Source organism: Actinobacillus vicugnae (assembly GCF_901687125.1).
Classification (GTDB): domain Bacteria; phylum Pseudomonadota; class Gammaproteobacteria; order Enterobacterales; family Pasteurellaceae; genus Actinobacillus; species Actinobacillus vicugnae.
Genome location: NZ_CABFJY010000009.1, coordinates 43,532 through 54,502, shown reverse-complemented (window position 1 = coordinate 54,502; position 10,971 = coordinate 43,532). Strand labels below are relative to the sequence as shown.

The following is a 10,971-nucleotide window of genomic DNA, read 5'->3' as shown; positions in this document are numbered from 1 at the left end:
GGAAGAATATGTGATGTATTACAACCAAAAGCGTATTAAAATGGATTTAAAAGGATTGAGCCCTGCACAATACAGAGCTCAATATTTATAGTGTACTAACCTGTCCAACTTTTGGGGGGCAGATCAATAAGCGGTCGTTTTTTATTAACATTTTGTAATTGTCACTAAAAACAACTTGCATGATTATGCAATAAAAATTACTATTCATTCAGTTGTTTAACATGTACAGGATTTTAAACGAATGGCAATTCGTATTCACAACGTTAATTTTTTTTATGGCTCAAGCCAAGCGCTATTTGATATTAATTTAGATATCGAGAAAGGCGATACGGTGGTGCTGTTAGGCCCGAGTGGCGCGGGTAAAAGTACTCTGATTCGTACACTAAACTTAATGGAAGTCCCGCAATCGGGTACGCTTGAAATCGCACAACACAAGTTTAATCTTTCTGCTAAAACGGATGCGAAAGAAATTGCATTATTACGCCGTGAAGTGGGTATGGTATTCCAACAATATCACTTATGGCCGCATTTAACTGTAATGCAAAATCTTATTGAAGCACCGATGAAAGTGTTAGGTTTAGCCAAAGAAGAAGCAATTCAATGCGCGAAAGCACATTTAGCGCGTTTACGTTTAGGCGAGTTTGCCGATCGCTTCCCGCTACAATTATCGGGCGGTCAACAACAGCGTGTGGCAATCGCTCGCGCATTAATGATGCAGCCGCAGGTCTTGTTATTTGATGAGCCAACTGCTGCGCTTGATCCAGAAATTACTGCACAAGTGGTTGATATTATTAAAGAATTACAAGGTACAGGCATCACTCAAGTGATCGTAACCCACGAAGTTGGTGTCGCTCGCAAAGTCGCAACCAAAGTGGTGTATATGGAAAAAGGTAAAATTATCGAACAGGGCGGTGCGGACTGTTTTGAACAGCCAAAAACTGCTCAATTTGAAAACTATCTCTCTCACTCAGAATAAACTATATGCAAGGACACATTATGAAAAAATTATTATTAGCATCAGCAATCGCATTAACTGCATTTTCAGCACAAGCAAAAGATTTAACATTTGCTATGGAACCAAGCTACCCACCATTTGAATTAACTAACGAAAAAGGAGAAATTGTTGGCTTTGATGTGGATATTGCGAGTGCAATCTGTAAAGAAATCCAAGCAAACTGTACTTTCAAAAGCCAATCATTTGATGGCTTAGTGCAAGCTGTGAAACAAAAACGTATTGATGCGGCCATTTCAGCAATAGATATTACTGAAGCGCGCGCTAAGCAAGTCGCATTTACCGATGCATATTACGATAGCTCGGCAAGTTTTATTGCGGTAAAAGGCAAAGCAGATTTAACCACAGCTAAAAATGTGGGGGTGCAGAACGGCACAACTTTCCAACAATATGTCGTTGCTGAAGCAAAACAATATGCACCGAAATCATACGCTTCATTACAAGATGCAGTGCTAGATTTAAAAAATGGTCGTATTGATATTATTTTCGGTGATACTGCCGTGTTAGCGGATATGCTTTCAAAAGAGCAAAGTCTTGCATTTGTGGGCGATAAAGTAACCAATAAAAAATATTTCGGTAACGGTTTAGGCATTGCAGTAAATAAATCAAATAGCGAATTAGTGGCTGAATTAAATAAAGGTTTAGCTGCGATTAAAACGAATGGCGAATACCAAAAAATCTACGATAAATGGATGACTAAATAAGCTTTATGTTTTCAGAATATCTTCCACTTATTTATAGTGCAACCCTAATGACCTTAGGGTTGGCGCTTGCCTCTCTTGTGGTCGGCTTATTACTTTCAATGTTATTTGTTGTATTTGAAATGCACAAACAACCTTGCATAAGTAAACCGACTTCTGTTTTTTTAGCGCTGTTACGTGGCTTGCCAGAAATTTTGGTGGTGTTGCTGATTTATTTTGGCTCGACAGAATTAGTTGAGAAAATCACGGGTGAATATATCGAATTTAGCGCATTTAGTTGTGGGGTGTTGGCGCTTTCATTAATTTTTGCGGCATACGCTTCGCAATCGCTACGAGGCGCAATTCAAGCAGTGCCAAATGGACAATGGGAAAGTGGTGCAGCCCTAGGCTTGAGCCGAGCACATACTTTTCTAAAAATTATTATGCCACAAGTTTGGCGTCATGCTTTACCTGGGTTAAGTAATCAATGGTTAGTGTTATTAAAAGATACCGCTTTGATCTCATTAATTGGTGTGGACGATTTAATACGCCAAACCGATTTAATTAATACCAATGAACATCAGCCGTTTACTTGGTATGGTTTAGCCGCATTGATTTATTTGGCGATTACCTTAATCAGCCAAGTGATTATCAACCGCCTTGAAAAGCGCTTCACTCGTTTTGAAAGAGGGGGTAAATAATGTTTCAAGATTATTTAGCCGTTATTGCGCAAGGGATCCCGACCAGCCTTGGTTTAACAGCGGTTTCATTATTGATTGCCTTTGTATTAGCGGTGATTTTAACCTTTTTGCTTTCGATGCAAAATAAGTTAGTCAAAGCATTAGTAAATGGCTTTTTAATGCTATTTACAGGCACGCCGTTGTTGGTACAGTTTTTCTTGATTTATCACGGGCCTGGTCAATTCCAATGGATTGTTGATAGTTTTGCATGGCAATTTTTATCGGATGCGTGGTTTTGTGCCGCATTAGCTTTGGCGTTAAACAGTGCCGCTTATTCCACTCAATTATTTCACGGTGCGGTAAAAGCGATTCCAAAAGGGCAATGGGAAACCTGCGCAGCACTGGGTTTAAGCCGTTTAGATACGCTGAAAATTTTAATTCCGTATGCGCTACGTCGTGCGTTACCGTCATACAGCAATGAGATTATCTTAGTATTTAAAGGAACTTCACTCGCTTCGACCATTACCTTACTAGATATTATGGGCTACGCTCGCCAGCTTTACGGCACGGAATACGATGCGATCACCATTTACGGTATTGCAGGCGCAATTTACTTAGTGATTACGGGCATTATGACGCTGTTATTACGCAAAGTAGAACGCAAAGTATTAGCATTTGAACGCCCTGCGACAGATAAAGCGTAGATGTGAATACTAAAGACAATTTTGTCTAATATGATTATACGGACGCCACACTTGGCGTCCGTTTTAAATTACGCTCTGTTTTTGATGGACACGAAGCGTTGTGTCCCTACCAATCACATGGTTTATATTTAGAGTGAAGCTACAACAAGCGGTCAAATCTTTCTGATTTTTTTGCAAAATTTTAGAGGAATTTGACCGCTTGTTTTTAGAATAAAATGGATAAATTAAGCGATTTTCTTGGCTAGCATTGTCACAAAACGCATTTTAATGCGGTTGCCGTTTTCGTCGGTTTTGTGTAGTTCGCCTAGATCTTCGTTGTATTTCACCAATTCCCAGCCTTGGTAATAATTTGCTAATTCGCCTTCTGCAAAGGTAAATGAGAATGGCATTGGGCATGGGTATTCCTCGGTACTCATCGCACAGACAATCAAGTTATAGCCGCCTACTTTGGTATTTTTCTGCATATTGTCGATAATCGCAGGAATACGTTCACGATTTAAGAACATCATTACCACGGTTGAAACAATCAAATCATATTCGCCATTTTGATTGCCAATAGTTGCTTGGTTAATATCATAAATGCCAGTTTCAATATTGTTGAGCTGCTCTTTCTCAATCATATAGGTTAAGAAATCGATGCTTTCAGCATTGTAATCAACCGCTTTCACATCAAAACCTAATAAGTTGAGATAAAGTGAGTTGCGTCCACGTCCACAACCTAAATCTAACGCTTTGCCTGATTTCACATAATTTACCGCATTCAGTACTTCGGAGTGCGTTGTAGTCAGATTATATTTTTTCGCATAGTAATCTTTCGGCTCACAATAGAAAGCCAGTTGGCATGCTAAATCATCAGAAAGCGCTTCAACTTTGTGCCAAAGTTGCGGTTCAACAAACGGCGGTTGATTTTCAGGCGTGAAAATTACGCCATTTACTTCTTCGCCTTGCTCGGTGAGTACATAGAATTTTAGTTCGCCTTTTAAAATCGTCAGTTTTGCCCAAGTGCCTTCTTTGGTGTTGTGTTTTTCTTGAAACATTTGTGGCAGAGAGTCTTTTTTCCAAACGGGCATTTGTTTATAGCAAATTAAGTTTTCCATATTTGATCCTTCTAACAAAGTAAATAATGCTGAATTTTACTCCGCTCATTTTTCTAGGCAATAAAAAAACCGACTAAAATAGTCGGTTATATCAAAAATACCTAAGATTTATTAGATTTCAACGCCTTTAAATTGGCGTCCGAAATAGACTAGGCTGGTGTTTGGGGTTACATCAATATGTTTCAGTTCAACCATAAAAATGGTGTGAGTGCCTACCGAATGGGTATCAACAATATCGCCTTGTAAAGATGAAATGGAACCACGCAATATGGGCTGACCGTCAAAGCCTTCATCCCAAATATCCCAAGCGAAACGCTCTTCCATGCTACTGCACATCATACAGGCAAAATGTTTTGCCATTTCTTCTTGTTCATGGCTTAACACATTGATACATACTTTGCCGTTTTGTTTGATAATATCGTGCACAGAGCTATTTTGATTAATACAGAACAGTAAAGTTGGGGGCGTGTCGGTTACTGAGCAAACCGAAGATACCGTAATGCCGATTTTACCTGCGGCACCATTCGTGGTAACAATACTTACCGCAGCAGATAAATGCGCCATAGCATTGCGGAATTGCTGCGAAAATTCAGATACTTCTTGGGGTTTTGGAATACAAGACATAAAGCTCCTTTTAAATTATTCTTTCCAGATAACGTGATATTCTCGGTTATCGGCATCATGAGAGATTAAGAAGCGGGCGAATACATCGTCCATTTCATCATTATCATTGACTAACCCAACCCATACTTCCGCAAAGGCTTCAGGATCGATGAGTGTACCAATTTCTTGATCCCAATCTTCCGAGGTTTCAACCATTTCAACGGCACCACGCTCTTCAAATTGTAAGTTAAATAATAAAATGTCCGCAGGATCTAAGTTCTCGCCTGCCATTTCAAGGAAAATATCGTAAGCGATGTCAATCGCTTCATCTGGCGTTAATTTGTTCATAATTTGTTATATAAAAGTAAAATAATATGACTTAATTTGCCATAACAGCGAAAAAAGTCAAATTTATAGACATTGGATCAAGCGACTTATTACTTGTCCTGCGCTTTTTTCTTTGATGATTTGCCAGTTGGCAGGGAGCTCAAGTGGTGGATGATTTTTTTCTGTTTCCACATAAATCAATGCATTTTCAGCAAGCCAGCCATTTTCTGCCAATAACATTAATACTTTTGGCACTAAATCATGATTAAAAGGCGGATCAACAAAGACGATTTCAAAGCCTTGTTCAGAATTTTTTTGCGCTAAATACTGCAGGGTATCGGTATTAATTACCGTGGCATTATGCGTTTTTAGCGAAGTGATATTCTGCTTTAATAACTTTGCCGCATTTGCAAATTTTTCAAGAAAAACGACCGCTTGTGCTTGGCGAGAAAGCGCTTCAATTCCAAGAGAGCCACTGCCCGCAAAGCAATCCAAACAACGGCTTCCTGCCACATCATTCATCAGCCAATTAAATAGCGTTTCTTTTACTCGATCCGTGGTGGGGCGCAAGCCTTCTGCATTAAGCACAGGCAGTTTTCGTCCTCGCCATAGCCCCGCAATGATACGCACTTCACCAAGCGGTTTATTTTGTAAAGTGGAATTACGATTTTTTTTCATACTACTAAAGGAAAAATAAGGATTATTTGATAAACTAGACAAGTTTAGTCCATTTTAAAGGAAAAGTGAGAAAAATATGGCAGAAAAGAAAAAAGGTTTTTGGTCTTGGTTAGGTTTTGGTAAAAAAGAGGAGCCGAAACAAGAAGCGGTTTCAACGGAACAAAGCACAGAAACAGTAGAGCAGGCTACTGAAAGTTTAGAACAAAAATTAGAACAAGCAGAACAAAAAGTTGAGCAATTAGCTGAAACGGTTGAGCAAAAATTAGACGTTATTGAAGACAACACAGAAGATAAATTTGAGCAAATAATTTCGCAACCTAAGGTGAAAGAGCTTGTTGATTCTGTTGAACAAAAATTAGAACAAGTAGAAGATTTTGTTGAACGCATTGAAGATTCAATTGAGCAAAAACTAGAGCAGGTTGAAGAATTTTTCGAACAAAAATCAGAGCAAGTTGAGCAATTTGTTGAAGATAAAGTTGAAGATGCGAAAAGCTTTTTGCAAACCAGTGTTGAGAAAATTGAGCAGGCTTTTGAGCAAGAAAAGCAAGAGTCAGTATCTATTGTGGATGTTACCGAGTCAACACAAGCAGAAAGCTCACCCGTGGCTGAGGCAGAGTCTGAACAAGCGGTCGAATTTGCGCAAAATTTTGCAAATGAGCAAATTAGCGAGTCAGAACCCATAAATCATCATCAGCAAATCGAACAACGTGTTGAACAAGTGGTTGAAGCGGAGTTAACGGGCGCTCAACAGCAAAAATCCGATGCAGAAGAGTATTTTGAAGAACTGGTAGAACTGGAAGCTGAAAAAGCAGCACACGAGCAAACCGAAGCAGCAGAAGCTGAAATCATTGCAGATGAGTCAAAAGCAGATGAATACCAAGAAAAACCAAGCGAAGGTGGTTTTTTCAGCCGTTTATTAAAGGGGTTGGTAAAAACTAAACAAAGCATTGGTTCGGGTTTCCGCAATTTCTTTAGTGGTAAAAAAATTGACGATGATTTATTTGAAGAATTAGAAGAGCAATTATTGGTGGCGGATTTAGGTATGCCAACTACTACTAAAATCATCAATAATTTGACCCAACACGCCACCAAAAAACAGCTGAAAGATGCTGATTTACTCTATCAGCAATTAAAATTGGAGCTAGGCGAGGTATTAAAACCCGTTAGCCAACCACTTGAAATTGACACGAGTAAAAAGCCGTATGTGATTTTAATGGTTGGCGTAAATGGCGTAGGTAAAACTACGACAATCGGTAAGCTAGCACGCAAATTCCAAGCTGAAGGTAAATCAGTGATGCTAGCAGCGGGCGATACCTTCCGTGCAGCGGCAGTAGAACAGTTACAAGTATGGGGCGAACGGAATAATATTCCTGTTGTCGCACAATCTACGGGTTCAGATTCTGCCTCAGTAATTTTTGATGCGATGCAATCTGCCGCTTCAAAAGGGATTGATGTGCTGATTGCCGATACTGCAGGCCGCTTACAAAATAAAAATAACTTAATGGATGAGCTGAAAAAAATCGTCCGAGTGATGAAAAAATATGATGAAAGCGCGCCGCATGAAATTATGCTCACCTTAGATGCAGGTACAGGGCAGAATGCGATTAGCCAAGCCAAACTCTTTAATGAAGCAGTTGGTTTAACGGGGATTACGCTCACAAAATTAGACGGCACGGCAAAAGGTGGTGTGATTTTTGCGATTGCAGATCAATTTAATATTCCAATCCGCTTTATCGGGGTGGGTGAAAAAATTGAAGATCTGCGCCCATTTAATGCTGAAGAGTTTATCGAAGCATTATTTGAACACGAAGCATAACAAGTATTGCGAATCGGCAGAAATTGCAAAAAATGAACAAAATCAGACCGCTATTTCTGTATATGTCGTGGTAGAAAAAGGTAAACACAATGATTAAATTCACAAACGTAAGTAAAGCTTATAAAGGCGGTAAGCCTGCATTGCAAGGGATTAATTTCCATTTGCCTGCAGGCGGTATGGCATATTTAACGGGGCATTCTGGTGCGGGTAAAAGTACGTTGCTCAAGTTAATTATGGGGATTGAACGAGCAAATGGTGGACAAGTGATATTTAATGGGCATGATATTACTCGTCTCGAAGCGCATGAATTGCCGTTTCTACGTCGCCAAATTGGTATGGTGCATCAAGATTACCGCTTACTTACCGACCGTACGATTCTGGATAACGTGGCTTTGCCATTGATTATTCAAGGTATGAATCAGCAAGTAGTGGAGCGTGAAGCACGTATTGCATTAGAGCGAGTTGGTTTAGCAAATAAAGCGAATTACTTACCGTTGCACTTGTCAGGTGGTGAGCAACAACGTGTGGATATTGCTCGTGCAATTGTACATCGTCCAATTTTATTATTAGCTGATGAACCAACGGGCAATTTAGATGAGAAATTATCGTTTGAGATTTTTCGTTTATTTGAAGAATTTAATCAGGCAGGCACGACAGTATTGGTGGCGACACACGATATCAATATTATTTCGAAACGTCCGAAACCATGCTTAGTCTTAGAGCAAGGTTATCTTAGAAATTAAGGAAAAAATATGGCTCGTTCATTTAATAATAGCTTTGGTGCGCAAACACGTTACACCTTACGTTCCGTCTGGCAAGATCTGCAAAAACGTAAATTTGGCACTTTTTTAACCGTGTTAGTGATTGCGGTATCGCTTACTATTCCAACTGTAAGTTATTTACTGTGGAAAAATACCCATCAAGCAGCAACTGAGTTTTATCCTGAACCAGAACTCACAATTTATTTGCATAAAAATCTTGCCGAACATGATGTCAATGCAGTAGTGGAGCGTATTCGTCATTTTGATGTGGATAAAATTGAATCCTTGAATTATATTTCTCGTCAGCAAAGTTTAGATGAATTTCGATCATGGTCTGGTTTTGGTGAAGCGCTAGATATTATTGATGACAATCCTTTGCCTGCAGTGGTTATTCTAAAGCCGAAAAAGCAATTTACAGGCAATGACAGTATGTTAGAACTGCGTAATGGCTTGCAAGCGATTAAAGGGGTACAAGAAGTTCGTTTAGATAATGGCTGGTTAGAAAAATTAACGGCACTCACTTGGTTAATCGCTCGAATTGCGATGGTTTGTACATTATTAATGCTGATTGCTGTCTTTTTAGTGGTAGGAAATGCAGTGCGTACCGATGTGGCAAACAGTAAGGCTTCAATTGAAGTACAACAATTACTTGGTGCAACCGATCATTTTATTTCTCGTCCATTCCTTTATACTGGCATGATTTATGGCTTCTTCGGTAGCTTATTGGCAATCTTATTTAGCTCGGTATTAATCGGCTATTTTACTGGCGTAGTGAAATATGTTACCGATATGTTTACTGTAAAATTTGAGCTAAATGGTTTGGCATTTAGCGAAATATTCTTCCTGATTGTGGCGTGTATTTTTATCGGCTGGTTATCAGCAAAAATTGCGACCAATCGCCATATTCATCGAATTGGTTCTCGCTATTAAGCGATAAGTAGAAGGCAATAAAAAACGGATATTCAATTGAATATCCGTTTTTTATTCCTTAAAGGCTAGAAATACCCTGCCTTAGCTGTCCTGTTAGAAGCGTCGGCTAAATTCAATAAAGGCACGATGTTTATCATAGCTATAGAACACATGGTTACTTTTCACTTTATTAAAGCTATAAGTTAAGTGAGGGGGAATGCCCCAATAGTGAATCGCGCGGTGCCACATACTCATTGAAGCACCATATTCTTTATTGCGCTGAGTAATGCCAAAGATTGGCATTGGTGCTTTGTAATTTTTTTGTGCATAGCTTAGCGCGAAACGGGTAGATAATCCAAACGGCCATTCTTGTCCCCAACCAAACGTTACACCACGGCGCACAAAGCTGTCGTCTTTGTCTCGCGTGGCGGTGCGGTTGTAATTAAGATGCGTAAACCAATACTGCTTGGCGCTAGCTAAATAGATTAAACCGCTTGAAATAAAATGATAGTTACCGTTTAAGTGTTTACGATCCATATAGCGTTGTTCAGCATATTCATAGTTTGCTTCCCACTGCCATTTTGGCGAAAGCCAGTAACTCATTTCTAAGCCTGTACCAGCTGACTTTGAGAAACGTTTTAAACTATCGCTGCTATTTGAACCGCCCGCATAGAAAGTTTGATCGATAAAAGGCAATAATGCCAGATTGAAACGTGCAGTTTGATATCCTAAGCCAAATCTTCCACGTACATTGACTTCGTTATATTTTTTATTATTCCAATAATGTTTTCCGTGACTACTCAAACGAAGCTCGTTATAGAAATTATTCCCCAAGACCACTTTTTCCCCGCATACAAATTAAAGCCGATGCCTTGTGCTGATTCTGATTTTGGCGCTTTCCATTGTCCGTAAGTTGTACTTGATTTGGGGGCGTTATTGATATTTGGATCGTTTAAATAAGTCAGTCCACCAGAGAATGTCCAACGATCTTTATTGACGATAGCTTCAATATAGTTATCAATAGTTAATTTAATTTGTTCTGGGATATTTTCAGAACGGATTTTTTGGAATTGATCTTCTGCCGCCTCTAACTCATTATTTTCAAATAATGCAATAGCAAGCTGTAAGCGAACAAGTGATAATTCAGCATGTTTAGCTAAGATTTCACGATAATTGTTGATCGCAATGTCATACGAGCCCCGATGACGAGCGATAATCGCATTAGCCCATTGGTACAAAACTGGATCTTGGTATTTTGTTGAGATCTGTTTGTAAAACGGTTGCAGGAAGATTACATTATCAACGTTATTAGTTCGTAATGACCAAAGTAGCGCATTAATAATTAAATCAGGGCGCTTAGCAAATGCTTCTTTGCTCATTGATGGTATTTTTTGTTTAGTAGCGTTTGGCTGTCCGATCGGGCGGACAACGGGCTTTTGTATACGAGATTCAATCGCTACTTCAGTTTGGCTACGAGTATCATTTAAACGTTCAGAAATTTGATGCTCAACCGTATCTGCCAATGTAGAAAAAGTTGTAGTGAGCGCAAGTGTAGGAATAAATAGTTTTAATTTCATTGGATAAGTTTTAAATAAAGAATGTAAATGAATTCTATAAGAAGTATTCTTATTAAAATGATTTTATAGAAAATTTGTGTTGTATTGCGGTGAAATTATGGTAAAGGGCGGAAACTATACCGCCCAT

12 protein-coding genes and 1 pseudogene are annotated in these 10,971 nt (G+C 39.1%); 8 read left to right on the top strand and 5 right to left on the bottom strand.

Going from position 1 to position 10,971, the window contains the following annotated elements; translation table 11 throughout:
• Positions 1–10 precede the first annotated feature (10 nt).
• From F8M47_RS02860 to artM, 5 genes are all read left to right on the top strand, one after another.
• On the top strand, positions 11–91 hold the full coding sequence (locus F8M47_RS02860; protein WP_483189294.1) for an IS3 family transposase: 81 nt from the start codon (positions 11–13) through the stop codon (positions 89–91).
• 150 nt (positions 92–241) lie between these two features.
• On the top strand, positions 242–976 hold the full coding sequence (gene artP / locus F8M47_RS02855) for an arginine ABC transporter ATP-binding protein ArtP (RefSeq protein WP_150538710.1): 735 nt from the start codon (positions 242–244) through the stop codon (positions 974–976).
• Positions 977–996: 20 nt separating this feature from the next.
• The gene (locus F8M47_RS02850; protein WP_150538709.1) at positions 997–1,716 is read left to right on the top strand and encodes a transporter substrate-binding domain-containing protein; all 720 of its coding nucleotides are present in this window, start codon (positions 997–999) and stop codon (positions 1,714–1,716) included.
• A gap of 5 nt (positions 1,717–1,721) precedes the next feature.
• Positions 1,722–2,393, top strand: a complete 672-nt coding sequence (gene artQ, locus F8M47_RS02845; protein ID WP_150538708.1) for an arginine ABC transporter permease ArtQ — start codon at positions 1,722–1,724, stop codon at positions 2,391–2,393.
• The gene (gene artM, locus F8M47_RS02840) at positions 2,393–3,076 is read left to right on the top strand and encodes an arginine ABC transporter permease ArtM (RefSeq protein WP_150538707.1); all 684 of its coding nucleotides are present in this window, start codon (positions 2,393–2,395) and stop codon (positions 3,074–3,076) included. The genes artQ and artM overlap by 1 nt, the downstream gene beginning before the upstream one ends.
• A gap of 224 nt (positions 3,077–3,300) precedes the next feature.
• Here artM and tehB read toward each other — a convergent pair whose 3' ends face one another.
• From tehB to rsmD, 4 genes are all read right to left on the bottom strand, one after another.
• On the bottom strand, positions 3,301–4,173 hold the full coding sequence (gene tehB / locus F8M47_RS02835; RefSeq protein WP_150538706.1) for an SAM-dependent methyltransferase TehB: 873 nt from the start codon (positions 4,171–4,173) through the stop codon (positions 3,301–3,303).
• Between the two features lie 111 nt (positions 4,174–4,284).
• On the bottom strand, positions 4,285–4,797 hold the full coding sequence (gene hpaC / locus F8M47_RS02830; RefSeq protein ID WP_150538705.1) for a 4-hydroxyphenylacetate 3-monooxygenase, reductase component: 513 nt from the start codon (positions 4,795–4,797) through the stop codon (positions 4,285–4,287).
• A gap of 15 nt (positions 4,798–4,812) precedes the next feature.
• On the bottom strand, positions 4,813–5,124 hold the full coding sequence (locus F8M47_RS02825; RefSeq protein ID WP_150538704.1) for an HI1450 family dsDNA-mimic protein: 312 nt from the start codon (positions 5,122–5,124) through the stop codon (positions 4,813–4,815).
• Between the two features lie 63 nt (positions 5,125–5,187).
• Entirely contained in the window at positions 5,188–5,781 is a 594-nt protein-coding gene (gene rsmD, locus F8M47_RS02820; RefSeq protein WP_150538703.1) for a 16S rRNA (guanine(966)-N(2))-methyltransferase RsmD, read from the bottom strand.
• A 76-nt stretch (positions 5,782–5,857) separates the two neighbouring features.
• On the opposite strand from rsmD, the gene ftsY reads away from it, so the two are divergent.
• The 3 genes from ftsY to ftsX all read left to right on the top strand — a co-directional run bounded on the left by ftsY (position 5,858) and on the right by ftsX (position 9,288).
• A complete protein-coding gene (ftsY, locus tag F8M47_RS02815) occupies positions 5,858–7,597 on the top strand; it encodes a signal recognition particle-docking protein FtsY (RefSeq protein ID WP_150538702.1) in 1,740 nt (579 codons plus the stop codon).
• 89 nt (positions 7,598–7,686) lie between these two features.
• Positions 7,687–8,340, top strand: coding sequence for a cell division ATP-binding protein FtsE (gene ftsE, locus F8M47_RS02810; RefSeq protein WP_150538701.1), 654 nt, complete (start codon positions 7,687–7,689; stop codon positions 8,338–8,340).
• A 9-nt stretch (positions 8,341–8,349) separates the two neighbouring features.
• Positions 8,350–9,288, top strand: coding sequence for a permease-like cell division protein FtsX (ftsX, locus tag F8M47_RS02805; RefSeq protein ID WP_150538700.1), 939 nt, complete (start codon positions 8,350–8,352; stop codon positions 9,286–9,288).
• Positions 9,289–9,381: 93 nt separating this feature from the next.
• Here the strand turns inward: ftsX and F8M47_RS02800 are convergent.
• Positions 9,382–10,844: pseudogene (locus F8M47_RS02800) on the bottom strand (surface lipoprotein assembly modifier).
• Between the last annotated feature and the right edge of the window lie 127 nt (positions 10,845–10,971).